Here is a 22,981-nt window from a genome sequence, read left to right as displayed (position 1 = left end):
CTGGGCCGACCTGATGATCCTGACGGGCAATGTCGCGCTCGAATCCATGGGTTTCAAGACTTTCGGTTTTGCCGGCGGTCGTGCAGACGTGTGGGAACCGGAAGAGCTCTACTGGGGCCCGGAAGGCACATGGCTCGGCGATGAGCGCTACAGCGGCGAGCGCCAGCTCTCCGAACCGCTCGGCGCGGTGCAGATGGGTCTCATCTACGTCAACCCGGAAGGCCCGAACGGCAATCCGGATCCGGTTGCCGCAGCCCGCGATATCCGCGAAACCTTCGCCCGCATGGCGATGAACGACGAAGAAACGGTTGCTCTCATTGCAGGCGGCCACACCTTCGGCAAGACGCATGGTGCCGGCGACCCGTCGCTGATCGGTGCAGAGCCGGAAGGTGGCGCGCTTGAAGATCAGGGTCTCGGCTGGAAGAGCAAGTTCGGCACCGGCGTCGGCAAGGATGCCATTACCGGTGGGCCGGAGGTCACCTGGACGCAGACGCCGACCCAGTGGAGCAACTTCTTCTTCGAAAACCTCTTCGGTTTCGAGTGGGAACTGACCACGAGCCCGGCTGGTGCAAAGCAGTGGGTGGCGAAGAATGCAGAGCCGTCCATTCCCGATGCCTTCGATCCGTCGAAGAAGAAGCTGCCAACCATGCTGACGACGGACCTGTCGCTGCGCTTCGACCCGGAATATGAGAAGATTTCGCGTCGCTTCCTGGAGCATCCGGAACAGTTTGCCGATGCTTTCGCCCGCGCATGGTTCAAGCTGACCCATCGCGACATGGGTCCGAAGGTTCGCTACCTCGGTCCGGAAGTTCCGGCCGAAGACCTGATCTGGCAGGACGTCGTTCCGGCTGTGAACCATCCGCTGATCGACGATCAGGACATTGCCGAGTTGAAGGCAAAGGTTCTGGCGACCGGTCTTTCGGTGCAGGAACTGGTGTCCACTGCCTGGGCGTCCGCTTCGTCCTTCCGTGGTTCGGACAAGCGTGGCGGTGCCAACGGTGCACGCATTCGCCTGGAGCCGCAGAAGAACTGGGAAGCCAACCAGCCTGAGCAGCTGGCAAAGGTTCTCTCGGTTCTGGAAGGCGTCCAGCGTGACTTCAACGCGGCTCAGACGGGCGGCAAGCAGATCTCGCTTGCCGATCTCATCGTGCTGGCGGGTGCTGCCGGAATCGAAAAGGCCGCGAAGGCTGGCGGACAGGATGTGACCGTACCGTTCACGCCTGGCCGCGCCGACGCCTCGCAGGAGCAGACCGATGTTGCCTCCTTCGCCGCACTCGAGCCACGCATCGATGGCTTCCGCAACTATGTCAACGAGAAGCGCCATCAGTTCATGAAGGCAGAGGAAGCACTGATCGACCGTGCGCACCTGCTGACCCTGACCGGTCCTGAAATGACGGCGCTCTTGGGTGGCCTTCGTGTTCTCAACGTCGGCAAGCCAGAGCATGGCGTCTTCACCGATCGTCCCGAAGTTCTGACGAACGACTTCTTCGTCAACCTTCTCGACATGAGCACCCAGTGGGCTCCAGTCGCTGGCGAGAAAGGCATCTACGAGGCCCGTGACCGCAACACCAACGAGGTGAAGTGGACCGGTACGCGCGTCGACCTGATCTTCGGTTCGCACTCGCAGCTGCGCGCCTTCGCCGAGGTCTATGCCTCCGCCGATGCCGGCCGCAAGTTCACCAAGGACTTCGTTGCTGCCTGGAACAAGGTGATGAACGCCGATCGCTTCGATCTCGTCTGATTTCTGAAGCTGGCACACAATGAAAGGGGCGCGATGAATGTCGCGCCCCTTTTCGTTTAAAGCGCCGTGCGTCCTATTGGGCCCGCAAAGGACTCTTTGCCTTTTTGAATCTACACATCGTGCTTTTCCGAAAATCGAGTCCGATTTTCGGGCCGATGGTGTAGCCGGAAAATAAAAAGGCCACCCGCACTCTACGGATGGCCTAACGCGTGTGTTGACTTGAAGATGCTTACAGCGTGCCGTTGCGCTGCTGGATCATCATGTAAGTATCATAGGTGTATTCGGCGATCTGCGCCCAGAGATAGGCGTCCTTCTTGAAGGCCTGCTGGCTCTCGTAGATGGTCTTGAAGTCCGGGTTCACCGAGGAAATGCCGGCATAGGTTTCGACCGCTGCCTTGTGGCAGACATCGAGGATTTCCTGGCTGAACGGGCGAAGGATCGCGCCTTGAGCCACGAGTTCCTTGAGCGCCTTCGGGTTCTGCGCGTCGTAGCGCTCCAGCATGTAGGCGTTACCCGCGGCGCAGGCGTCTTTCAGGATGCGCTTGTAGTTTTCCGGCAGGCTGTTGTACTTTTCCAGATTGATGAAGGCGTGAACCGCGGGGCCGCCTTCCCACCAGGCGGGATAGTAGTAATATTTGGCGACCTTATAGAAGCCAAGCTTCTGATCGTCATAGGGGCCGACAAATTCGGTGGCGTCGATCGTGCCCTTTTCAAGGGCGGCGTAGACATCACCGCCGGCGATCTGCTGCGGTGTGACGCCAACCTTCTGCATGACCTGGCCAGCAAGTCCGGCGATGCGCATCTTCAGACCCTTCAGATCATCGATGGTGTTGATTTCCTTGCGAAACCAACCGCCCATCTGTGCGCCGGTGTTGCCGAGCAGGATGGAATAGATGTTGTGCTTGGCAAAGAACGCGTTCAGCAGATCGTTGCCGCCGGCCTGATTGAACCAGGCATTGGTCTGGCGAGCATTGAGACCGAAGGGAATGGCGGTTCCAAGTGCGAAAGTCGGGTCTTTGCCGACATAATAGTAAGAGCAGGTATGGGCCATCTCGACCGTTCCGGCGCTGACTGCATCTGCCGCCTGGAGCGCCGGGACGATTTCACCGCCGGCAAAATGTTGGATGACGAAGTTGCCGCCCGAGGCTTCTTTCACATGATCGGCAACCAGCTGCCCCGCGCCAAAGAGAATATCCAGCCCCTTGGTGAAAGAGGATGTCATGCGCCATGTGATCTGCGGGTTTTCCTGCGCGATAGCGGGTGCTGCGAGGGCTGCTGCTGTAACGCCTGCGCCGGCGGCGCCCGCGTTTCTGATAAACGATCTGCGATCCATCACTGATTGCCTTGACTGAAGCTTCGGCGAACCGCTTGGTACGCCTCCCGCCGATGTAATAACCACGTCCGATTGCAGCCTTCAAGACAATAGTGGTGATATTTCGGCCAGCCTTGGGTAACCCCAAGTTGAGATCTGCAAATTCGTCAGGTGCCGCGTGCCGGATCGTCGAAAGCGGGGTTGTAGAAGAGCGAGAGTGTCAGACTTCTGGCGATACGGTCGGCGGTCTGCATGAACCATTCATGCGCTTGCCCGGTGGGCGCGATCTCATCCAGCGTCTGCGAAAACAATGTCAGCCATTGCGGAAAAAGATCGGCGCTCATGCCGCCGACACCCATATGCGCCTGGACCGGCTTTCCGCCATAGGCCCCGGTCTTGAATGCGACGGAAGACCAGAAGCTCTTCATCTTTTCCATGTGCTCCGGCCAGCGGCCTGAAAGCCGGTTGTCGAAGACAGGTCCGAGCGTGTCATGCGCGCGGACACGCTCGTAAAAGGTCTCGACCAGTCTGGAAATAAATGCCGCATCGACACCCATGCGGGCCATATCCCTTTCGGCGCGTTCCTGCATTGCCGCGCTGTGCGCAGCTTTTGCTGCCATGTCTTCACTCATCAGTTATCGGGTCTGCCTTGGATGGGGTGGAACGCATTGTGGCATGGGTTGTTAACCATGCCACCGGTGGCCTCGCCGTCATTTACTTATTGCAAAGGGAAATGACCGAGTTTGGGCTCGCTGGAATGAATACCAGGAGCAATGGAAGATGGCCAGAATTCTCATTACCGAAGACGAAGACGCTCTGCGTACGTTTGTCGCCCGGGCACTTCGCCTGGATGGACACGAAACCCATGAGGCCGCCGATGGCGAGCAGGGGTTCGAAAAACTGAGCGAACAGGATTTCGATCTTCTCCTGTCCGATATCCGCATGCCGGTGATGGACGGGATCGAACTGGCGCATCGTGCCTCAACGCAATATCCCAACCTCAAAATCCTGCTGATGACGGGATATGCCGAACAGCGTGAGCGTGCGGACGATCTCGTTACCAAGATCATCGACGTCGTTCCCAAGCCCTTCGCACTGCCGGATATCCGCCTTGCCGTGGCTCGCGCTCTCGCGGCCTGATCAGACAGCGGACACACTGCGCGATGGGTTTGCGAACCTGTCGCTTCTGCGGCTTTCGCCGTCTGCCTGAAGCAGGCCGCAGTATTTTGCATGCGTAACTGCCGCATGCTCTTTAAAGGCATGAAAACACCCACCATATTCTGGCTAAGCAAGCTGCGGCGATCAAATGCGCCAAGGCTTCGCGGCACTTGCAAATCCAAGATGTGAGATGCCGAAAAGGGGTCTGCCGCTTACGGGGGCTCCAATCCCAACGTTCCGATCTGTGCCGAAAGCGGGCAGGCCGGCAAAGGAGGCTATGAATATGAACATTGAAAAATACTCAGAGCGGGTCCGCGGATTTCTTCAATCCGCCCAGACCTATGCGCTGGCGCAAAACCACCAGCAGTTCGCAGCTGAGCATGTGCTCAAGGCGCTGCTCGATGACGACCAGGGTATGGCGTCCTCGCTGATCGAGCGCGCAGGTGGGGATGCTAAGGAAGCGCGGCTTGCCAATGATGCGGCGCTGGCCAAACTGCCCAAGGTTTCCGGCGGCAATGGCGGCCTCTCGCTGACAGCGCCGCTTGCGAAGGTCTTTGCGACCGCTGAAGACGTGTCGAAAAAGGCAGGCGATAGCTTCGTGACCGTCGAGCGGTTGCTTCAGGCGCTGGCGATCGAGACCTCCGCGTCCACCTCGTCGTCGCTCAAGAAGGCGGGCGTAACGGCACAGGCGCTCAATCAGGCGATCAATGATATCCGCAAGGGCCGCACGGCCGATAGCGCCAATGCCGAACAGGGCTTTGATGCGCTGAAGAAATTCGCCCGTGATCTGACGGAGGAAGCGCGCGAAGGCAAGCTCGATCCGGTGATCGGTCGCGATGACGAAATTCGCCGCACGATCCAGGTTCTGTCGCGCCGCACCAAGAACAACCCCGTGCTGATCGGTGAACCGGGCGTCGGCAAGACGGCCATCGCCGAAGGCCTGGCGTTGCGCATCATCAATGGCGACGTGCCGGAAAGCTTGAAAGACAAGAAGCTGATGGCGCTCGATATGGGCGCGCTGATTGCCGGTGCGAAGTATCGCGGTGAGTTCGAGGAACGTCTGAAGGCTGTGCTGAACGAGGTTCAAGCAGAAGCAGGCGGCATCATCCTCTTCATCGATGAGATGCACACGCTGGTTGGTGCCGGTAAGGCGGATGGCGCAATGGATGCGTCCAACCTCCTGAAGCCTGCTCTTGCCCGTGGCGAGCTTCACTGCGTCGGTGCAACCACGCTCGATGAATATCGCAAGCATGTGGAAAAGGATCCGGCACTTGCCCGTCGCTTCCAGCCGGTTCTGGTTGACGAGCCGACGGTCGAGGACACGATCTCGATCCTGCGTGGTCTGAAAGAGAAATACGAGCAGCATCACAAGGTCCGTATCTCGGATTCGGCCCTGGTTGCGGCTGCGACGCTTTCGAACCGCTACATCACCGATCGCTTCCTGCCGGACAAGGCCATCGACCTGATGGACGAAGCCGCGTCGCGTCTTCGCATGCAGGTGGACTCCAAGCCGGAAGAGCTGGACGAACTGGATCGTCGCATCATCCAGCTCAAGATCGAGCGCGAAGCCTTGAAGCAGGAGACGGATGCGTCTTCGGCCGACCGGCTAAAGAAGCTTGAGGATGAGCTGACCGATACGGAAGAAAAGGCGGATGCCCTGACGGCCCGTTGGCAGGCGGAAAAGCAGAAGCTCGGACATGCTGCGGATCTGAAGAAGCAGCTCGACGAAGCACGCAACGAATTGGCGATTGCCCAGCGCAACGGTCAGTTCCAGCGCGCCGGTGAGTTGACCTATGGCATCATTCCAGGCTTGGAAAAGGAACTGGCGACGGCGGAAGAGCGCGACAGCAACGGTGCCGCCTCCATGGTTCAGGAAGTGGTGACGGCGGACAATATTGCCCATGTCGTCTCCCGCTGGACGGGCATTCCCGTCGACAGGATGCTGGAAGGTCAGCGCGAGAAGCTGCTGCGCATGGAAGACGAACTCGGCAAGTCCGTGGTCGGCCAGGGCGAAGCGGTTCAGGCCGTGTCGAAGGCGGTGCGCCGTGCGCGTGCCGGTCTCCAGGACCCGAACCGTCCGATCGGCTCCTTCATCTTCCTCGGCCCGACGGGCGTGGGTAAGACGGAGCTGACCAAGGCCTTGGCGCGCTTCCTCTTCGACGACGAAACCGCGATGGTTCGCCTCGACATGTCGGAATATATGGAGAAACACTCCGTTGCCCGGCTGATCGGTGCGCCTCCCGGCTATGTCGGCTATGAAGAAGGCGGTGCTCTGACGGAAGCGGTTCGCCGCCGCCCGTACCAGGTCGTGCTGTTCGATGAGATTGAAAAGGCGCATCCGGACGTCTTCAACGTCCTGTTGCAGGTGCTGGATGATGGTCGTCTGACCGATGGTCAGGGCCGCACCGTCGATTTCAAGAACACCATCATCATCATGACCTCGAACCTCGGTTCGGAGTTCCTGACGCAGATGGGCGACAGCGACACGGTAGAGTCGGTCCGCGAAATGGTGATGGAGCGCGTGCGCGGTCACTTCCGCCCCGAATTCCTCAACCGTATCGACGACATCATCCTCTTCCATCGCCTGCATCGCGATGAGATGGGTGCGATTGTCGATATCCAGCTTCGCCGCCTCGTTTCGCTGCTCAGCGATCGCAAGGTGACGCTCGACCTGGACGAGGATGCCCGGATCTGGCTTGCCAACAAGGGTTACGACCCTGCCTATGGTGCACGCCCGTTGAAGCGTGTCATTCAGAAGTCCGTTCAGGACAGGCTGGCCGAGATGATCCTGGGTGGCGAGGTTCCGGACGGTTCCACCGTCAAGGTGACCTCCGGTACCGACAGGCTGCTGTTCAAGGTCAAGCAGCCATCTGCGCATGATGGCGTGGCAGACGCCGCGTGATGTGGTTAAGGGCTCCTTCGGGAGCCCTTTTTTGTTGTTGCGGTTCTATCGAGACGAGACAGACTTACTCTGCGTCACCAGTGACGACGCCGACGAAAGGCAATTCGCGGAAGGCATAGGCCACATCCATGCCGTAGCCGACGACGAAGTAGTCCGGGCATTCGAAGCCGACGAAATCAGCCTCCAGATCTTCCTTGCGTTTGACCTTCTTGTCCAGCAGCACGGCGATAGAGACGTTGCGGGCGCCACGCTCGAACAACAGTTCCTTGGCAAAACGCAGCGTGCGACCCGATTCGAGAATGTCGTCGATCAGAAGAACATCGCGGTCCTTCACGTCGCTGTCGATATCCTTGACGATCTTGACGCCTTGCGAAACGGTGCCGGTGCCGTAGCTGGAAAGCGTGATGAACTCGACTTCCGGGGCAAGGCCGCTATCGTGCAGCGCGCGGATGAGGTCGGCAGCGAAAATGAAGGAGCCCTTCAACACCGCAATGACCAGCAGGTCCTTTGTAGGGCCCTGGGCGATGTGCTTTGCCATGTCGCGGTTGCGCTCGGCGATCTGGTCGGCGGTGTAAAGCGGCTCGATGTTTTTTCCACGAACGACGGGCATTGTGTCTCCTGCATTGCTTCGCAGCCAGACAGAAGCTGCCGGCGGATGAAATGAAGGGGCTGCGGTAGCACAGTCAGCGGGCGGAAGCATCCGTTTCGATAAAGGAAAGCTTGATTTCTGGCGTTTTTCCACCGGGATGGCGCAGTTTTGCCGAGAAGCCATGGCTCTGGCCGGGACCGATTTCGGTAATGGGCGGTTCGATCAGCATGCTGGCGACCTTCTCTCCCTTGGCGGCGAAAAGGTCGGCACGGATGGACGGAATCTCCTGAATGTTGTCGGTTCTGTTATCGACAATGCCATTGATGACCAGGACTTCCATCCCGCCAGCATCCTGCGGGGTAATGCTGATATGCGAGATGGCAAGTGGTTCAGGCGGTGCCTCGACGGTCGGTCTTTCCGTCGGAAGCACGGAAAATCCACCGGACATAAAGAACATGCCGACGGCTGCTGCCGCGACGACGGCCGAATAGCCGTCGACCGAAAGCGAGGAAAGCTTGCGATCGATCCACGCGATCATCGCCTGAAATGTCTCGAGCGCACCGACGGTCCTGCGCTTGCCTTGTTGATAAGCCGCGCGTCGATTGTCGTTTCCGTAGTCACGAAAGACCGTTTCCTTTACGGTCACGAAGTCGGCGTCAATCGTTTCCTGTCGCGTCACGGCTCTTGTCTTTGGCCGGGCAGCAGGCGCATCTGGCATCAAAAGGTCGTAATCATGTGCCGATTGTTTGCGAAATGGACGGAACATAGCCATGAAGTTCCCTTGGTCAGTTTTTCAGCCCGAGTTCACCCCGGGCATTGAAAGGAATCTTGACCAGTCGTAAATTTAATTGGTTAACGCTTCGCAAAGATCGACTGCGTCGAGCCGCATTTCCCGCCGTTTGCGGGCAAAAAGCGGCAGGGCGGAGATTTGAAGACGCTCAAGCGGATCGGAAAAGAAAGAGACTGGAAAAGCGTTGATCCATTTCGAAAATGTCGGGCTGCGTTACGGCATGGGCCCGGAAATTCTCAGGGACATGACCTTCGATATTCCCAAGGGTTCCTTTCAGTTCCTGACCGGGCCGTCCGGTGCGGGCAAGACGACGCTTCTGCGCCTGCTGCTTATGTCGCTGCAGCCGACGCGCGGTCATATCCGCATGTTCAACCGCGATATCTCCCGCATCCCGAGAAGCGAGCTTCCGATGCTGCGTCGACGCGTCGGCATCGTCTTTCAGGATTTTCGCCTGCTCGATCATCTGACCACCTATGAGAATGTCGCCTTGCCTTTGCGTGTCCGCGGCAAGGAAGAAAGCGCCTATCGCAACGATGTCATCGAGCTTTTGAAGTGGGTCGGTCTGGGAGAGCGCGTCAACGTTCTTCCCGCCATTCTCTCGGGCGGCGAAAAGCAGCGTGCCGCGATCGCCCGCGCGCTGATGGATCAGCCGGAGATCCTGTTGGCCGATGAGCCGACCGGTAACGTCGATCCGCCCATGGCCAAGAGGCTGCTCAATCTCTTTCTGGAACTCAACCGGCTGGGCACCGCCGTCGTCATCGCCACGCACGATTTTGGCTTGATGGATCAGGTCGATGCGCGCCGGATGATCCTGACCGAAGGGCGGCTCGACATCTATGAATGAGATGAACCGCAAGACGCTGAAACCGAGAGCGCCGCAGCAGGGCGCACCGCAGATGCGCATCCGCCCGATGGCGCCGATCCTGCCGCCATCCAACATTCAGGGCAACGCGCTGATCGTCGTCATCGCCATCATGGCCTTTCTCGCCTGTCTGACGCTCGGTGCCGTCAGCATGGTACGCGCCACCGCCGCCAGCTGGCAGAGCCAGATCTCGCGGGAGATCACCATTCAGATCAAGCCCGAAGACGGGCTCGATATGAATGCGGCGCTCAACAAGGCCCGCAATCTGGCGCTGGGTTTCGTCGGCACGCGCGAAGGCACGATCATGGACGATGCCGCGACGAGCCGCCTCCTGGAGCCGTGGCTGGGCTCGGGGCTTGATCTGTCCGAACTGCCGGTGCCGCGTCTTGTCATCATTACCATCGATGAAAACAACCCGCCGGATTTCGAAGCCATGCGGGCAATGCTGAAGACCGAAATCCCGCAGGCCTTTCTGGACGACCATCGCACCTGGGTGGATCGACTGGTCTCCATGGCCCATACCACGGTGATGATCGGTGTTGGCGTGCTGGTGCTGGTCTTTACCGCCATGGTGCTGACGGTGATCTTTGCCACGCGCGGTGCACTCTCCGGCAACCGGCACATTGTCGAGGTGCTGCATTTCGTCGGCGCCGAAAGCGGCTTCGTCGCGCGCGAATTCCAGAAGCACTTTCTGAAGATCAGCCTCAAGGGTTCGGGTGCCGGCAGTGCTGTCGCGGCGTTCGTCTTCCTTGCGGCAGGCTTCTGGCAGTCGCGCTCGCTTGCAACGCCGCAAAGTGATCAGGCGACCGCCTTGTTCGGCTCATTCTCGGTCGGCATCGACGGTTATCTTGGTATCCTGATGACGATGATCATCATCTCGCTGCTGACGACGATCACGGCGCGCATGACGGTCATCCGCACCATTGATGAGATCGACCGCATCCGTTCCGACCCGTCGAAGAGCGATGGCTTATAGGGCGTTGGTGGTAGAGGACCGGGCACAACCGCCTGTTCCTTGCCATAGTCCCTGCTTATGGTAACTCATGGCAATGAGTCGCATAGACCGGCATGATCATATGGCTGATTCGCCGCGGAACCGAATGTTCTCGCGACGCGGGCCGTTGCGCCGCTTCATCCGTATAGCCATCCTCGTTTTCGTCGTCACTGCCGGTGCCGTTTTCGGCGGATTTTTGTGGTTTGCCGATTCCGTTGCGACCATGCGACCGCCGGAAGGCGCGAGAGCCGATGCCATCATTGTCCTGACCGGAGGTTACCAGCGGATTGACCAGGCGGTCGGGTTGTTGCGCGATAAGGTCGGAAAGCGGCTGCTCATTTCAGGCGTCAACCCATCGACGACGCGCGCGCAAATCAGGAGGATGACGCAGAGTTCTCCCGATCTCTTCGCCTGCTGCGTCGACATGGGCTACAAGGCGATCGACACGATTGGCAATGCCAATGAGGCCGCAGGGTGGATACGCGACAAGGGCTACACCTCGATCGTCGTCGTCACCAATAATTACCATATGCATCGGAGCCTGCATGAGCTTAGAAGCGCCAGCCCCAATACGGAATTCATCGCCTATCCCGTCATCAACTCGGATTTGAGCCGCACCAACTGGTTCGCCAATCCCGACGTGTTGCGCACCATGATCTCCGAATACGCGAAATTCGTCGTCGCCGCACTTCGCGACCTGACGGGCATCGGCAAGGGCAATGGCCTGAGAGACTGAACGGTCGATCCGGAAAACCTTGTGCCGTCTCGGCCACGACCTTCTCGCTGGATAGCTCTTGCTGCATGGCCCCGGTTTCGTGTAGGCGTTGCCCATCTGCGCTGGCGTGAAGAGGCACCCGTCTTCGGCTCAAGCGCCCGGAGACGCCAGACACATGCTCAGACTACGTTCGGTTCTGTTCAACACCTTCTTCTATCTCAATCTCATCCTACGCATGATCGTGCTGACGCCGATCTACTTCATCGTGCCGCGCAAGCTTGCCTATGAGATCCCGAAGAACTGGGCACGTTCCAACCATTGGCTGATGAAGACGATCGTCGGAACGACTTTCGAGGTCGAGGGTCTGGAAAATATTCCGCAAACCGGCTGCATCTTCGCGCCGAAGCACCAGTCCTTCTGGGACACCTACGCGCTGCTGCCGGACCTGAAAGACCCGGTCTATATCCTGAAGCGTGAACTGATGTGGATACCGCTTTTTGGCTGGTACGTCGCCAAGCAGCGCATGATCCCGGTCAATCGTGCCGCGCGCGGCAAGGCAATGCTGAAAGTCATGGACCGCGCCAAGGAGGAGATGGCGAAGGGTCGCGAGTTGATCATCTATCCAGAAGGCACGCGCCGTCCACCGGGGGCGGAGCCGGAATATCGTTACGGCATTGCGCGCCTTTACCGCGATCTGAAAGTGCCGGTGGTACCGGTGGCAATGCATCCCGGCCTTTTCTGGCCACGCCGGTCCACCATGCGCTACCCAGGGCACTTCAAGGTGCGCATTCTGCCGCCGATCCAGCCCGGTCTCGATCCGGATACCTTCTTCAAGACGTTGATCGAGGTGACGGAAAAGGCGAGCGACGAACTGCTCATCGAGACGGCGCGCAACAATCCCGACCTGCCCATGCCGCCGACCGCGCAGAAGCGGCTCGCTGAGTTGGGTTTCTCAAGAGTCTGATGAATTCAGCTTGAATTCCAGCATCAGGTTTCGTTGCAGGAACGAGTGGTTGTCGTCCGAGACAAGGATGAGATGGGTGGACCCATCCGGCTGAGGCACGACGTCAATGCCTTCCATATTGTCGATCTGATAGGACGGGCCGGCCTCGATCAGCGTTTCGCCATCGACGACAGCGCCTGGACGAATATCTCCGCCAGCAATACGACGGATACGCATGCCCGCGCCGTCGCTGAAATTGAAGCGGCGCTCCAGCAAAAGCAGGTCGCCATTGGGCAGGAAAGCGCCGTCCGTCGCGGCGAAATCACCATGTTTCTTGACGGCAAACAGCCCCTTGAGCGGCCCATCCAGTATGGCGGCGTAAAGATTGCCGTTTCTGTCGACGCTGTCTTCCGCCACCGCAACCAGTGCGCCTTTGAGCGGCGAGTTCTCCGGCGAGGCAACAAGTGTCTCCAGCCCGGCATTGCGTTTCAGAGCGTTGTTGGGAATGAGATGGGGAAGCCTGCCGCGTGGCTTGGCACCGGCGAGATTCTTGTCGGAATAAATGCCGATGCGGTGGAACTGTTCATAGCTGACATAGAGACGATCGCCGCGTACTGCCAAGCCCTCCGCGTCCATGTCCACCTTTCTGCGCGCGGCGGTTCCATTCTCGTTCAGCATCGGATCGATATGCAACATCGACACGCCGGAAAGAGCCCCGGTCTTGTTATCGCGCTCAATCTCGCCAGTCATCCAGTGGCCGGTATCCAGAACCGCAACGAAGCTGCGTCCGTTCGCTCGAAAGCGAACACTCGAAATTGCCCCGAAATCGGGGTCGGACGAGCGCATGGACAGTCCGCCGATAAATTCGAGCTTGCCGAAGTGCCTTTCAGTCGATCCGGTCAGAAAATCCCGGATTGGCGAAGAGGTCACAGCAACTTCAGGAGAGGAGGCGCCGATTGCTGCGGGGCTGAGAATGGCAAGAACAAAAGCCAGCGTAGCGACGGGGCGTGCGAACGATCGGCGGGGGAAAACGCCCCCGCTGCGACGTGTCTTATCCCGCACGGCGCATCCTGCGCGACGGCTTGCCGGAGCTTGTACTGGTATCCTCGAAGAGAGCGGCAAGTTGCTCGGTCATGGCGCCCGCCAGTTCGTCCGCGTCCACAATGGTCACAGCACGGCGATAGTAGCGTGTCACGTCGTGGCCGATACCAATCGCCAAAAGTTCGACAGGCGATCGCGTCTCGATCTGCTCGATGACGGCGCGTAGATGCCGTTCGAGATAGTTGCCCGGATTGACCGACAGCGTTGAGTCGTCCACCGGCGCGCCGTCGGAGATCATCATCATGATCTTGCGTTGCTCCGGGCGGTTGATCAGGCGGTTATGCGCCCACATCAGTGCTTCGCCGTCGATGTTTTCCTTGAGCAAGCCCTCGCGCATCATCAGGCCGAGATTGCGCCGCGCACGGCGCCACGGCGCATCCGCGCTCTTGTAGATGATGTGGCGCAGGTCGTTCAGACGGCCGGGCGATGGCGGCTTGCCGCTGGCAAGCCATTGTTCGCGCGACTGTCCACCTTTCCAGGCCTTGGTGGTGAAGCCGAGGATTTCAACCTTCACGCCGGAGCGTTCCAGCGTGCGCGCCAGAATATCGGCGCAGGTGGCGGCGACAGTGATCGGTCGACCGCGCATGGAGCCCGAATTGTCGATGACCAGCGAAACGACCGTGTCGCGGAATTTCGTATCGCGTTCCTTCTTGAAAGAAAGCGGCTGCATCGGATCGATAATGAGGCGCACGAGACGCGCCGGATCGAGGTAGCCCTCTTCCAGATCGAAATCCCAGGAGCGGTTCTGCTGCGCCATCAGACGGCGCTGCAAGCGGTTTGCTAAGCGCCCGACGGCGCCTTGAAGGTGCGCCAACTGCTTGTCGAGGAAGGCGCGCAGGCGATCCAGCTCCGCTTCGTCGCAGAGTTCCTCGGCGTGAATTTCCTCGTCGAATTCCTGGGTGAAGATGCGGTAGTCGACCTTCTCGTTGAAATCGTCGAAGGGGCTGTTCGGGCGGCGGGTTTCGCCGGGCGTTTCGGAATCCTCATCGAGATCGTCGGACATTTCGTCCTCCGACATCTCGGCGCCATCCATCTCGCCATCTTCCATCTGCTCTTGGGAGGCTTCGCTCTCCTCCGCAGGGGCGGCATCGGAGCCTGCGTCTTCCTCGACCTGTTCTTCCTGCTGCTCGTTGCTGCGCGGCTGGTCTTCGTCGGATTCGGCTTCCTGCGATTCCGGTTCGTCATTCTCGTCGCCAAAATCCTCCGCCATCTGCATGGAGGTCAGCATTTTACGAACAAGCTTGGAAAACGCTTTCTGGTCTTCGATGACGGAGGAGAGATCCTTGAGATCACCAGACGCCTTGTCTTCGATAAAGGGGCGCCAGACGTCGAGAATCTTGCCCGCACTTTCCGGCGGCTTTTCACCGGTCAGCTTCTCGCGGACCAGCAGCGCGACAGCCTCGGCAATCGGCGCATCTTCCTGGGTGTTGATCGCGCCAAAGTTCGCCTTGGCGTATTTCTCCGTGTTCATCGCACGAATGTTGTTCGCCATGCCTGGCATGCGAAGCGCGCCGATGGATTCGACACGTGCCTGTTCGACAGCATCGAATATCTGCCGTGCATCGGCACCCTGCGGCGACATCGTGGCATGCACATCGCTATCGTGGCAGGCGAGGCGAAGCGCCATGGAATCGCCAAGTCCGCGGGTGATCGCCACTTCCTGTGACGTAGGCTTCTTGGAGATTTCCGGCAGCCGCATGCGCTCGCCGGCAAGGCCCGGGCGCTCATTGGCGAAAACCACTTCGACTTCGGAGCTACCCGCGACAGAACGCACGCAGCCGGTGATCGCCTGACGCAACGGTTCGGTGTCGATCACCGTGCCGGATTTGGGTCTCACATTGTCGCCGCGCGCTGCCATGGTCTTTCCTGTCGATTCTGAACGCTCCGCGCAGACTTTGAAAGTCACGCTGGAGCGTCTTCGTCTTCACGCTTAATCTGCGCATTTCCGGACGCAAAACCGATGCCGCTTTTGCTGGAAATGCTCTAGTGATCTCCCGGCTTTCGCCGGAAGGATCAGGCGCTGAGAACGATGTTTGCCGCGCTTTCCTTCAGCTCGACGCCGAAAGCGCGCTGGTACTGTTCTGCCACGAGCGTCCGCTCCAGCTCATCGCACTTGTTGAGGAAGGTAACGCGGAAGGCAAAGGCGAGGTCGCCAAAGATTTCTGCGTTCTCTGCCCAGGTGATGACGGTACGCGGGCTCATCACGGTCGAGAGGTCGCCATTGATGAAGGCCGAGCGGGTGAGATCGGCAACCCGGACCATCTTCGATGCGGTTTCGCGACCCTTCTCGGTGTCGAGGCTCTTCACCTTGGCAACGATGATGTTCACTTCCTGCTCATGCGGTAGATAGTTCAGCGTCGTAACGACCGACCAGCGGTCCATCTGCGCCTGGTTGATCTGCTGCGTGCCGTGGTAAAGGCCGGTCGTATCGCCGAGGCCAACGGTGTTGGCGGTTGCGAAGATACGGAAGGCCGGGTGAGGGCGGATCACGCGGCTCTGATCGAGCAGCGTCAGGCGACCGGACGATTCCAGAACACGTTGAATAACGAACATGACGTCCGGGCGGCCCGCATCATACTCGTCGAAGACGAGCGCGACATTGTGCTGGTAAGCCCAGGGCAGGATGCCGTCCTTGAACTCGGTGACCTGCTTGCCGTCCTTCAGAACGATGGCGTCCTTGCCGACGAGGTCGATACGAGAGACATGGCTGTCGAGGTTGACGCGAACGCACGGCCAGTTGAGGCGCGCTGCGACCTGTTCGATATGGGTGGACTTACCGGTGCCATGGAAGCCGGACACCATGACACGTCGGTTATGAGCAAAGCCTGCAAGGATCGCCAGTGTCGTATCGCGGTCGAAAAGATAATCCGGATCCAGATCGGGCACGTAGGCGTCGCCCTGGCTGTAAGCCGGAACACGCAGGTCCGTATCGATACCGAAGACCTCACGGACAGAAACAGTCGTATCCGGCAGGTTGGTAATATCAAGGTCAATTTTGCTCATCACGTCTCCAAGGCGGGTAGCAACCACCCGGCCACATCTTCATAAGGCAATTACCAAAGGGGCTTAGCAGAAACCCGATTGCTTTAACAATTGGTAGGCTTGAATGACAGCCCGAAAACGCTCTTCCGAACCGCGATCGCCACCATTAGCATCAGGATGGTGCTTTTTGACAAGCTCCTTATAGCGTCGTTTGATGTCTTCCTGCTTGGCGCCAGCCTCCAGACCGAGCGTGTCGAAGGCCTTCGCTTCCAGTGTTTTCAGTTTGCGGTCCGGCTGGATGCGCTGGCCGCCCGCCCTTCCGTCGCCAAAACCATTGGTGAAGCCAAAAGGATCCCGGATGCGCGCATTTGCAGCACCCGAACGCAAGGTCGAATGAAGAGGGCTGTCGCGCGCTGTCTTGTTCACCCCCACCGTCCATGTGGGGCGGTGGCCTGTGATTGCTTCCTTCTGGTAGCGGGCGATCTCGCTGTCGGAGAGGCCCGAAAAATAATTGTAGCCCTTGTTGTATTCCTTCACATGCTCAAAACAGAACATGAAGAATTGCCCCTCGGCATTGCGGCCGACGGGTGCGCGGTGATTACCAGGCTTGTCGCATCCGTCCCACTGACACACGGGGGCTTGAGCCTCGGGCGGTTGGTCTCTCTTGCGACGCGTGCGGATGCGGTCGAAGTATTTCGAATCCAGTTTCATGATATCCCAATTATGGTGCGCAAAAGGGTGCACAACAAGAATTGACAAAGCGGAATGTTGCAGGCTTTTAGGTAGCCCCTTTAGGCCTGTTTGCTACCCATCGGCTCTCCGTCGCCGAATTGCCAGACAGCCTCTAACCAACGTGAGAATCAGGAGATGGATGCCATGTCCCTGCGCCAACGCATGGAAAACAAGCTTCGGGAAGCATTTTTGCCGGATCGCCTGAATGTCATTGATGAAAGCCACATGCATGCCGGACACCAGCCGGATATGACCGGCACAGGCGAGACGCATATGCGTGTTCAGATAGTGTCTGAGCAGTTCTCAGGCAAGTCTCGCGTGGACCGCCACCGCGCCATTAATGGGCTATTGAAGCCCGAACTGGATGCCGGCCTGCATGCGCTGGCCATCGAAGCAGCGGCGCCGGGCGAACCGACGCGGTTTTGATTGTCTACAGCGACCGTAAGCCATTGCAGCTTTATCCCGGATGCTTTTCCGACAGGAAGCTCTGCACCTCCGATGCCGCAACATCATCCGCCACGAAAGACTGGCCGATGCCGTGGGTCAGGATGAAGGTGAGCTTGCCACCTTTGACCTTTTTGTCCTGGGCGATCGCCGCCATCAGCGTTTCGACCGGCGGAAGTGTGCCTGGGATATCCTTCATCGAGGTGGGCAGGCCCACCGCTTTCAGATGCGCTTCGACGCGGGTTGCATCGTCCGGGCTTGCAAGGCTCATGCGGGCGGAGAACTGGTGCGCCAGCACCATGCCAATGGCAACGCCTTCTCCGTGAACCAGCTGTTCGCTGTTATATTCGGTTGCCGCTTCCAGAGCGTGGCCGAAGGTATGGCCGAGGTTCAGCAGCGCACGGACACCGTTTTCCTTCTCATCCGCGACAACGACGTCCGACTTCGCCTGGCAGCTGGTGGCGATCGCTTCGATGCGGGCCGGGCCGCCCTTCTCGATCTCCGCCCAGTTTTTCTCAAGCCAGGAGAAGAAATCCGGCTTGTCGATCAGGCCGTATTTGACCACTTCGGCGTAGCCTGCACGAAACTCGCGGGGGCTCAGCGTATCGAGAACGGCGGTATCGGCCAGCACCAGATCCGGCTGATGGAAGACGCCGACGAGGTTCTTGCCGTGACGGCTGTTGATGCCGGTCTTGCCGCCAACGGAGGAATCGACCTGCGCCAGAAGCGAGGTTGGAATTTGGACAAAACGGACTCCTCGCCGAACGATGCCGGCTGCGAAGCCCGCCAGATCACCGATGACGCCGCCGCCGAGCGCGATGACCGCGTCGTTCCGCTCAATCCGCGCGGCAAGGATGGCATCGCACACGGTGACGAGGTGATCGAAGCTCTTGGTCTTTTCGCCTGCCGGTAGCGTCAGCGATACGGCTTCGATGCCGTCGGTCTGCAGACCATCCATTAGGGTTTCGAGATAAAGCGGCGCGACATGCTCATCGGTAATGATGGCGGCGCGCTTGCCTTTCAGCCTTGAGGAAATTTCTCCACCGGCGCGGCCGATCAGGCCAGGTCCGATGAGGATATCATAGGCACGTTCACCCAGCGGAACATGAACAAGGCGCTCGTCGGTCTGGATGGCAGAGGGCATGGCATCAGGCTTTCTTGGTGAGGCTGGCGATGGCTTCTAGAACTTCCGTGGCGATGATGTCCTTGCGAACATCGCGGGATTCGATCGTGATGTCGGCTTCGCAATAGATGGGGTAACGCTTTTCCATCAGTGCAGCCAGCGTCGCCTTGGGGTTCTCGGTCTTCAGCAAGGGGCGATGATCCCGTTTGTTGACGCGTTCCCATAGCACTTCGAGATCGGCTTTCAGCCAGAGCGAAACGCCGCCACGCTTGATGTGTCTACGGGTATTCTCATTGATGAAGGCCCCACCACCGGTGGAGACGACCTTGGGTCCACCACGCAACAGGCGCTTGATCACGCGCGTTTCCAGTGCCCGAAATTCCTCTTCGCCATAGCTGGCGAAGAGCTCCGAGATCGTCATGCGCGAGACACGCTCGATCTCGTCATCCGTATCGACGAAGGGGATCCTCAACTGCTGCGCGACCGACCTGCCGATTGCGGATTTTCCCGCACCCATGAGCCCGACGAAGACGATGTTGCGCCTGCCAAGGGCGGCACGCGCTTTTTCTCCCAGGCTCTGGGGAAGAGATAAGTTGGTTTCGCTCATGAATGATGGCCCATTTGGCTTCGGTATCTTCAAATGTTTACCAAGCGTCAAGCCAAATCGCGCCTTATAAGCATGTCGCGCAAAAGTGTGCAGCGGTTTTGCGATAACGACATGCGATGAAACAAGAACCTAAAGCCTAAAGCGCGAATCCGAAGGATCGCGGCGCGCTTTAGGCCATAGAAACAGCCTGATCGGATGACACCGATTGTCATGCGGGAAGGCCAGCGACGCCATGCCCTTGCCAAGATGTTCCCACAGGCAAGGCGACCAAGTGCTGCGGAGTGATCATGCCCACCCTTTTCCGTTTCATCTTCATCCTCGCGGCCATCGCCGGCATTATCTATGGGAGCATGGTATCGCTTGTGTCGCTGGTGAAACCGCGCGAACGGGAAGTCACGGTGCGCGTTCCTTCCGAGCGCCTCAACCCGCCCACACCTTGAGGAGCAGGCAAGGCATGTCTCGCCAGGATCATGCACGACTGGAAGGCTTTCTGGAAATGATGAGCGCCGAGCGCGGTGCGGCGATGAACACGCTTGCTTCCTATGAGCGGGATCTCACCGACCTGATGGCGTTTCTCTCATCGCGCCAGGCGTCATTGACCGAGGCAACCACAGCCGACCTCTCGGCCTATCTCGCTCATCTCTCCGCCCAAGGCTTTGCTGCATCCTCGCAGGCACGGCGCCTTTCTGCGCTCCGGCAGTTTTACAAGTTTCTCTATTCGGAAGGTGTTCGCACTGACGATCCGACCGGAATACTGGACGCGCCACGCAAAGGTCGATCTCTTCCTAAAACCATGAGCGTTGCCAGCGTCACAGCACTTCTCGCCAAAGCCGCGGAAGAAGCGAGCCTGGAAGGGCCGGGGCAACTGGGGCGCATCCGCATGCATCTTCTGCTGGAACTGCTCTATGCAACGGGCATGCGCGTTAGCGAACTCGTCTCCTTGCCGGCCAAGGTCCTGCGTCACGAAGGCCGTTTCCTGATGATCCGCGGCAAGGGCAATAAGGATCGCGTCGTCTTGCTGTCACGAACGGCGATCGAGGCGATGGAGAGATATGATGAAGCCCGCAAGGCGCTTGCGCCGAAGGGCAAGTCAGACGAAGAAAGCCCCTGGCTTTTTCCCTCCGCCGGCAAGGAGGGGCATCTGCCCCGTCAGGTGTTCGCCCGCGACTTGAAGGATATCGCCATCCGCGCCGGGCTCACCCCGTCGGCTGTCTCGCCGCATGTGCTGAGGCACGCCTTTGCCAGCCATCTTCTGCAGAACGGCGCGGATCTGCGCGCAGTGCAGGAACTGCTGGGCCATTCGGACATTTCAACGACACAAATATACACACATGTGTTGGAAGAACGCCTCCAAGAGTTGGTACAAACGCACCACCCTCTTGCCAAACAGGGCAAAAACCTTGATTAGAGCGACCGGAACCGCCGGGAGAGCCCGGTCAAACCTTGCGCAAAACGATCGGAAACGGATCTCATGCTCAGCTATCTCGACTTCGAAAAACCCATTTCGGACCTGGAAGGCAAGATTCTTGAACTGAAGAAACTGGCCGCAGAAGACGAGAGCATAGATACGTCCGAAGAAATTTCGCGTCTGGAAGCGCGCGTCAACGACGCGATGCAGGACATCTATTCCAAGCTGAATGCCTGGCAGAAGACGCAGGTTGCCCGTCACCCGCAGCGTCCGCACTTCATCGACTATGCGAGCGCGCTCTTCACCGACTTCACGCCGCTGGCCGGCGACCGCAAATTTGCCGAAGATGCCGCCATCCAGGCAGGCCTTGCTCGTTTCAACGGCCAGCCAGTCGCCATCATCGGCCAGGAAAAGGGCAACGACACGAAGTCGCGGCTCAAGCACAATTTTGGTAGCCCGCGTCCGGAAGGGTACCGCAAGGCGATCCGCGTTCTGGAACTGGCCGACCGCTTCTCTCTACCCGTCGTGACGCTCATCGATACCGCCGGCGCCTACCCGGGTGTTGGTGCGGAAGAACGCGGCCAGGCGGAAGCCATCGCCCGGTCGACGGAAATGTGCCTGAACGTCAAGGTGCCGATCGTGTCCGTCGTCATCGGCGAAGGCGGCTCCGGCGGCGCCATCGCGATCGCCACCGGCAACCGTGTCTACATGCTTGAACACGCAATCTACTCGGTGATCTCCCCCGAAGGCGCAGCCTCCATCCTCTGGCGCGATTCGACCCGCGCTAAGGAGGCCGCGACCAACATGAAGATCACTTCGGATGACCTGAAAGCGCTCGGCGTCATCGACGGTATCATCCCTGAGCCGATCGGCGGCGCCCATCGCGACCCTTCAGGCGTGATCGCCGCAACGGGGAAAACAATCGAATCTGCGTTGAAAGAACTGACGGCGCAAACCGGCAGCCAGCTTCGCGCCGAACGTCGTCAGAAGTTCCTGGATATCGGCCGCAGCCTGTAATTCGCTCAACCCTGTTTTCTGTTTGCAAAGGCGCGCCGCTCGCGGTGCGCCTTTTGCTTATCTGTGGTTCACACTGCCACGCGATAGGCCTGCCTTCTCGCAAACGACACTTTTGTCTCGCAATAATATGCAATATGAGGAATATATCATATTTATGACAACAGGAGACAGTGATGTCGATATCGGCGTCGGTAAGCGATAATTCCCGATCCCCGTTAAGACTTCTGGAAAAGCCGCTGGCGTCCGGCATGTCGCGTGAGGTCTACGCTCTTCCCGGTACCAACATGCTCGTGAAGGTGCAGACAAAGATACCGCCACGCCGCTACTTCCAGAACATCCGGCTGCTGTATTTAGTGCGGCGTTTTTATAAGGCCATCGTGCCACTGCGGCGCGAATTGCGGGAGTATGAGCGGGTCGCACAGGAAGGCCCGAGAACCGCGCGCCATCTCCAGCATTTTGCAGGCGTCGTTTCCACCGACAGGGGCACGGGAATTCTCGTGAAGGCTGTGCGACGGAGGAACGGTGCCCTTGCGATGACCCTTCAGGACGCGATCGAGAGCGGGCAATACAGCCAGCAGACGGATGCTGCGCTTTCGGAATTCCTTGACTGGCTGGTCAAGAGCGAGATTGTTGCCGTGGACGTGCACCTGAAGAATATCGTCGTGGACGAGAAGAACGGTGCACTCGTCCTGATCGACGGCATCGGAGACAAGACCTTCCTTCCTGTCCGGTCATGGTTTTCCTGGTTGAACAGAAGTTATAAGAAGCGACTGGCCCAGTCGATTTATGCAGAAGTGGCGCAGCGCTTTATGAGAACGGCGTTGAGCAACCGGACTGTTCTTCTGCTCTTCGTATTCGCAGGTACGATGTTGGGTATCGATATCTCAGACGGTCAGTTGATTGATGGATGAATCTTCGTCGTTTCCAATAAGCCCGTGGACACCTGCATCTGACCCCAGCAAACTATTGACTCGATCTCGATCTTACGTTGTATCGTTGATCAAGGGACGTAGGGGCGTCTTCGAGGGGTAAAGGGACATCATGAAAAAGATTTTGACGCTGCTGGTCGCAGGACTGGCCGTGACTGCCTGTGCAAAAAGACCAGATGCTATTGTTCCAGTCGATGTGCCGATGGCCGCTTATGGCAACATGGACTGCCAATCATTGGCGCAGGAATACCTGAAGGAGCAAACCGCTCTATTGGCCGTCTCCAAGCAACAGAACGATGCCGCAACAGGCGATGCTTTCGGCGTCTTTCTAATAGGTGTTCCGATGTCGAGCACCTTTGGTGGTGATAAGGAAGGTCAGGTGGCGGTCACGAAAGGCAAAGTCAACGCGCTAGAAGCCAACCTAAGAAGCAAAGGCTGCAACATTCCGGCGGTGACAAAACCGGGAAGCAAAAAGTCGGCGAGATGAATGAGATGAGCGACGCCTGGATTGGTTGACCAATCGCTCACCGAGCGTAGCAGAAGAGATTGAAAAGCCGCACGACAGATCATTCCAACGATCTGAATCCCGGGTCTTCGTTTTTCATGATAGCCGAAGTCGCTCCATTTCGAAC

23 protein-coding genes are annotated in these 22,981 nt (G+C 58.7%); 13 read left to right on the top strand and 10 right to left on the bottom strand.

Features of this window, described 5'->3' with window-relative positions:
• Window positions 1-1,741: catalase/peroxidase HPI (gene katG / locus EYC79_RS18410; protein WP_130978936.1), on the top strand; the 1,741-nt coding region annotated here is incomplete at its 5' end.
• 229 nt (window positions 1,742-1,970) lie between these two features.
• Here katG and EYC79_RS18405 read toward each other — a convergent pair.
• Both EYC79_RS18405 and EYC79_RS18400 read right to left on the bottom strand, forming a co-directional pair.
• Window positions 1,971-3,074 carry a TRAP transporter substrate-binding protein gene (locus EYC79_RS18405; RefSeq protein WP_111847403.1) on the bottom strand — a complete coding sequence of 368 codons (1,104 nt, stop codon included), beginning with the start codon at window positions 3,072-3,074 and terminating at the stop codon, window positions 1,971-1,973.
• A gap of 146 nt (window positions 3,075-3,220) precedes the next feature.
• Window positions 3,221-3,685 (bottom strand): group III truncated hemoglobin, encoded by a 465-nt coding sequence (locus EYC79_RS18400; protein WP_130978934.1) that lies wholly within the window; start codon window positions 3,683-3,685, stop codon window positions 3,221-3,223.
• Window positions 3,686-3,833: 148 nt separating this feature from the next.
• Here EYC79_RS18400 and EYC79_RS18395 point away from each other — a divergent pair, with 148 nt between their 5' ends.
• Window positions 3,834-4,193, top strand: a complete 360-nt coding sequence (locus tag EYC79_RS18395; RefSeq protein ID WP_062427616.1) for a response regulator — start codon at window positions 3,834-3,836, stop codon at window positions 4,191-4,193.
• Between the two features lie 301 nt (window positions 4,194-4,494).
• The gene (gene clpB / locus EYC79_RS18390; RefSeq protein WP_062427751.1) at window positions 4,495-7,113 is read left to right on the top strand and encodes an ATP-dependent chaperone ClpB; all 2,619 of its coding nucleotides are present in this window, start codon (window positions 4,495-4,497) and stop codon (window positions 7,111-7,113) included.
• A 64-nt stretch (window positions 7,114-7,177) separates the two neighbouring features.
• On the opposite strand, the gene hpt is transcribed toward clpB, so the two are convergent.
• Both hpt and EYC79_RS18380 read right to left on the bottom strand, forming a co-directional pair.
• Window positions 7,178-7,723, bottom strand: coding sequence for a hypoxanthine phosphoribosyltransferase (gene hpt, locus EYC79_RS18385; protein WP_062427617.1), 546 nt, complete (start codon window positions 7,721-7,723; stop codon window positions 7,178-7,180).
• A 73-nt stretch (window positions 7,724-7,796) separates the two neighbouring features.
• A complete protein-coding gene (locus tag EYC79_RS18380) occupies window positions 7,797-8,468 on the bottom strand; it encodes a DUF3426 domain-containing protein (protein WP_113326184.1) in 672 nt (223 codons plus the stop codon).
• A 208-nt stretch (window positions 8,469-8,676) separates the two neighbouring features.
• Here EYC79_RS18380 and ftsE point away from each other — a divergent pair, with 208 nt between their 5' ends.
• The 4 genes from ftsE to EYC79_RS18360 all read left to right on the top strand — a co-directional run bounded on the left by ftsE (window position 8,677) and on the right by EYC79_RS18360 (window position 12,027).
• Window positions 8,677-9,336 carry a cell division ATP-binding protein FtsE gene (gene ftsE / locus EYC79_RS18375; RefSeq protein ID WP_062427619.1) on the top strand — a complete coding sequence of 220 codons (660 nt, stop codon included), beginning with the start codon at window positions 8,677-8,679 and terminating at the stop codon, window positions 9,334-9,336.
• Entirely contained in the window at window positions 9,329-10,330 is a 1,002-nt protein-coding gene (locus EYC79_RS18370; RefSeq protein WP_062427620.1) for a cell division protein FtsX, read from the top strand. Before ftsE ends, EYC79_RS18370 begins: the two co-directional genes overlap by 8 nt.
• A 67-nt stretch (window positions 10,331-10,397) precedes the next feature.
• On the top strand, window positions 10,398-11,084 hold the full coding sequence (locus EYC79_RS18365) for a YdcF family protein (RefSeq protein ID WP_062427621.1): 687 nt from the start codon (window positions 10,398-10,400) through the stop codon (window positions 11,082-11,084).
• Window positions 11,085-11,238: 154 nt separating this feature from the next.
• Window positions 11,239-12,027 carry a lysophospholipid acyltransferase family protein gene (locus EYC79_RS18360; protein ID WP_062427622.1) on the top strand — a complete coding sequence of 263 codons (789 nt, stop codon included), beginning with the start codon at window positions 11,239-11,241 and terminating at the stop codon, window positions 12,025-12,027.
• Here the strand turns inward: EYC79_RS18360 and EYC79_RS18355 are convergent.
• From EYC79_RS18355 to EYC79_RS18340, 4 genes are all read right to left on the bottom strand, one after another.
• Entirely contained in the window at window positions 12,016-13,068 is a 1,053-nt protein-coding gene (locus EYC79_RS18355) for an esterase-like activity of phytase family protein (protein WP_418123237.1), read from the bottom strand. The genes EYC79_RS18360 and EYC79_RS18355 overlap by 12 nt on opposite strands.
• Window positions 13,058-14,965: a cobaltochelatase subunit CobT gene (cobT, locus tag EYC79_RS18350; RefSeq protein WP_130978932.1), complete on the bottom strand. Its 1,908-nt coding sequence runs from the start codon at window positions 14,963-14,965 to the stop codon at window positions 13,058-13,060. The genes EYC79_RS18355 and cobT overlap by 11 nt, the downstream gene beginning before the upstream one ends.
• 155 nt (window positions 14,966-15,120) lie before the next feature.
• A complete protein-coding gene (gene cobS, locus EYC79_RS18345) occupies window positions 15,121-16,110 on the bottom strand; it encodes a cobaltochelatase subunit CobS (RefSeq protein WP_062427624.1) in 990 nt (329 codons plus the stop codon).
• A gap of 63 nt (window positions 16,111-16,173) precedes the next feature.
• Window positions 16,174-16,800 carry a J domain-containing protein gene (locus tag EYC79_RS18340; protein WP_062427625.1) on the bottom strand — a complete coding sequence of 209 codons (627 nt, stop codon included), beginning with the start codon at window positions 16,798-16,800 and terminating at the stop codon, window positions 16,174-16,176.
• A 165-nt stretch (window positions 16,801-16,965) separates the two neighbouring features.
• Here EYC79_RS18340 and EYC79_RS18335 point away from each other — a divergent pair, with 165 nt between their 5' ends.
• Complete coding sequence (locus EYC79_RS18335) at window positions 16,966-17,247, top strand: BolA family protein (RefSeq protein WP_113180105.1); 282 nt, start codon at window positions 16,966-16,968, stop codon at window positions 17,245-17,247.
• A 31-nt stretch (window positions 17,248-17,278) separates the two neighbouring features.
• Here EYC79_RS18335 and aroB read toward each other — a convergent pair whose 3' ends face one another.
• Together aroB and EYC79_RS18325 are read right to left on the bottom strand one after the other, a co-directional pair.
• Window positions 17,279-18,409: a 3-dehydroquinate synthase gene (gene aroB, locus EYC79_RS18330; RefSeq protein WP_130978930.1), complete on the bottom strand. Its 1,131-nt coding sequence runs from the start codon at window positions 18,407-18,409 to the stop codon at window positions 17,279-17,281.
• Window positions 18,410-18,413: 4 nt separating this feature from the next.
• Complete coding sequence (locus EYC79_RS18325; protein WP_130978929.1) at window positions 18,414-18,995, bottom strand: shikimate kinase; 582 nt, start codon at window positions 18,993-18,995, stop codon at window positions 18,414-18,416.
• 287 nt (window positions 18,996-19,282) lie between these two features.
• Between EYC79_RS18325 and EYC79_RS18320 the strand changes: the two genes are divergently transcribed.
• The 5 genes from EYC79_RS18320 to EYC79_RS18300 all read left to right on the top strand — a co-directional run bounded on the left by EYC79_RS18320 (window position 19,283) and on the right by EYC79_RS18300 (window position 22,836).
• Window positions 19,283-19,435, top strand: coding sequence for a hypothetical protein (locus EYC79_RS18320; RefSeq protein ID WP_130978927.1), 153 nt, complete (start codon window positions 19,283-19,285; stop codon window positions 19,433-19,435).
• A 14-nt stretch (window positions 19,436-19,449) separates the two neighbouring features.
• A complete protein-coding gene (gene xerD, locus EYC79_RS18315) occupies window positions 19,450-20,403 on the top strand; it encodes a site-specific tyrosine recombinase XerD (protein ID WP_130978925.1) in 954 nt (317 codons plus the stop codon).
• A 63-nt stretch (window positions 20,404-20,466) separates the two neighbouring features.
• A complete protein-coding gene (locus EYC79_RS18310; RefSeq protein ID WP_130978924.1) occupies window positions 20,467-21,420 on the top strand; it encodes an acetyl-CoA carboxylase carboxyltransferase subunit alpha in 954 nt (317 codons plus the stop codon).
• A gap of 173 nt (window positions 21,421-21,593) precedes the next feature.
• Window positions 21,594-22,331, top strand: coding sequence for a YrbL family protein (locus EYC79_RS18305; protein WP_130978922.1), 738 nt, complete (start codon window positions 21,594-21,596; stop codon window positions 22,329-22,331).
• 130 nt (window positions 22,332-22,461) lie between these two features.
• A complete protein-coding gene (locus EYC79_RS18300) occupies window positions 22,462-22,836 on the top strand; it encodes a hypothetical protein (protein WP_205654426.1) in 375 nt (124 codons plus the stop codon).
• Window positions 22,837-22,981: the final 145 nt, after the last annotated feature.

The organism is Agrobacterium cavarae, assembly GCF_004310285.1.
In the GTDB taxonomy this organism is placed as follows: domain Bacteria; phylum Pseudomonadota; class Alphaproteobacteria; order Rhizobiales; family Rhizobiaceae; genus Agrobacterium; species Agrobacterium cavarae.
Note: the sequence above shows the minus strand (reverse complement) of the source record. Positions and strands in the feature narration are given on the sequence as shown.

What these genes read in the sequence shown, in the direction of transcription:
- EYC79_RS18300 (WP_205654426.1), top strand. Translation starts at nt 22,462, where the DNA reads ATGAAAAAGATTTTGACGCTGCTGGTCGCAGGACTGGCCGTGACTGCC.
- EYC79_RS18365 (WP_062427621.1), top strand. Translation starts at nt 10,398, where the DNA reads ATGGCAATGAGTCGCATAGACCGGCATGATCATATGGCTGATTCGCCG.
- EYC79_RS18360 (WP_062427622.1), top strand. Translation starts at nt 11,239, where the DNA reads ATGCTCAGACTACGTTCGGTTCTGTTCAACACCTTCTTCTATCTCAAT.
- hpt (WP_062427617.1), bottom strand. Translation starts at nt 7,723, where the DNA reads ATGCCCGTCGTTCGTGGAAAAAACATCGAGCCGCTTTACACCGCCGAC.
- EYC79_RS18305 (WP_130978922.1), top strand. Translation starts at nt 21,594, where the DNA reads ATGTCGATATCGGCGTCGGTAAGCGATAATTCCCGATCCCCGTTAAGA.
- EYC79_RS18340 (WP_062427625.1), bottom strand. Translation starts at nt 16,800, where the DNA reads ATGAAACTGGATTCGAAATACTTCGACCGCATCCGCACGCGTCGCAAG.
- EYC79_RS18325 (WP_130978929.1), bottom strand. Translation starts at nt 18,995, where the DNA reads ATGAGCGAAACCAACTTATCTCTTCCCCAGAGCCTGGGAGAAAAAGCG.
- cobS (WP_062427624.1), bottom strand. Translation starts at nt 16,110, where the DNA reads ATGAGCAAAATTGACCTTGATATTACCAACCTGCCGGATACGACTGTT.
- EYC79_RS18320 (WP_130978927.1), top strand. Translation starts at nt 19,283, where the DNA reads ATGCCCACCCTTTTCCGTTTCATCTTCATCCTCGCGGCCATCGCCGGC.
- cobT (WP_130978932.1), bottom strand. Translation starts at nt 14,965, where the DNA reads ATGGCAGCGCGCGGCGACAATGTGAGACCCAAATCCGGCACGGTGATC.
- EYC79_RS18405 (WP_111847403.1), bottom strand. Translation starts at nt 3,074, where the DNA reads ATGGATCGCAGATCGTTTATCAGAAACGCGGGCGCCGCCGGCGCAGGC.
- EYC79_RS18395 (WP_062427616.1), top strand. Translation starts at nt 3,834, where the DNA reads ATGGCCAGAATTCTCATTACCGAAGACGAAGACGCTCTGCGTACGTTT.
- aroB (WP_130978930.1), bottom strand. Translation starts at nt 18,409, where the DNA reads ATGCCCTCTGCCATCCAGACCGACGAGCGCCTTGTTCATGTTCCGCTG.
- EYC79_RS18335 (WP_113180105.1), top strand. Translation starts at nt 16,966, where the DNA reads ATGTCCCTGCGCCAACGCATGGAAAACAAGCTTCGGGAAGCATTTTTG.
- EYC79_RS18310 (WP_130978924.1), top strand. Translation starts at nt 20,467, where the DNA reads ATGCTCAGCTATCTCGACTTCGAAAAACCCATTTCGGACCTGGAAGGC.
- clpB (WP_062427751.1), top strand. Translation starts at nt 4,495, where the DNA reads ATGAACATTGAAAAATACTCAGAGCGGGTCCGCGGATTTCTTCAATCC.
- EYC79_RS18370 (WP_062427620.1), top strand. Translation starts at nt 9,329, where the DNA reads ATGAATGAGATGAACCGCAAGACGCTGAAACCGAGAGCGCCGCAGCAG.
- EYC79_RS18380 (WP_113326184.1), bottom strand. Translation starts at nt 8,468, where the DNA reads ATGTTCCGTCCATTTCGCAAACAATCGGCACATGATTACGACCTTTTG.
- EYC79_RS18400 (WP_130978934.1), bottom strand. Translation starts at nt 3,685, where the DNA reads ATGAGTGAAGACATGGCAGCAAAAGCTGCGCACAGCGCGGCAATGCAG.
- xerD (WP_130978925.1), top strand. Translation starts at nt 19,450, where the DNA reads ATGTCTCGCCAGGATCATGCACGACTGGAAGGCTTTCTGGAAATGATG.